We start from the raw sequence: 377 nt of genomic DNA, 5'->3' as shown, positions 1-377 counted from the left end.
TCCCGCCACGGCGACCCGACCCGCGTCCGCCACCGGATCCCGTCGATGAGCTGACGTTTCGTCCACTTCGACGGGCGTCCCGCCTTCTTCCCACGAGGCAACAACGGCTCCAACCGCGCCCATTGGGCATCGGTCAGATCCGCTCGCCCCGCCACCGCTACGCTGGCCACGAGGTCTCCGGCTATTCAGATTTGCTTGGTCGCTAATCCGAAATACCGGAGACCTCACCTATATGCCAACGTGGGCAACAACTTTCACCAAACATGCTGGTGGGGTGGGGGCCGCGCGGGGGTGGGATACCCCAGAAAAATCCGCTAAACTCAAAATTGGGCCGCGCGGGGATCAGCCCGCCGCAGCCCGCCGACCCCCGCGGGGGC

Annotated in this window: 1 protein-coding gene; it reads right to left on the bottom strand. The window is 65.5% G+C overall.

Features of this window, described 5'->3' with window-relative positions:
- A partial coding sequence (locus tag ACFXKA_RS23740) for a transposase (RefSeq protein WP_379428953.1) occupies positions 1 to 155 on the bottom strand: 155 nt, incomplete at its 3' end.
- Between the last annotated feature and the right edge of the window lie 222 nt (positions 156 to 377).

It is taken from the genome of Nocardia sp. NPDC059228 (assembly GCF_042754245.1).
In the GTDB taxonomy this organism is placed as follows: domain Bacteria; phylum Actinomycetota; class Actinomycetes; order Mycobacteriales; family Mycobacteriaceae; genus Nocardia.
The sequence above is the reverse complement of the archived record's forward strand: the minus strand, read 5'-3'. Positions and strand labels throughout refer to the sequence as shown.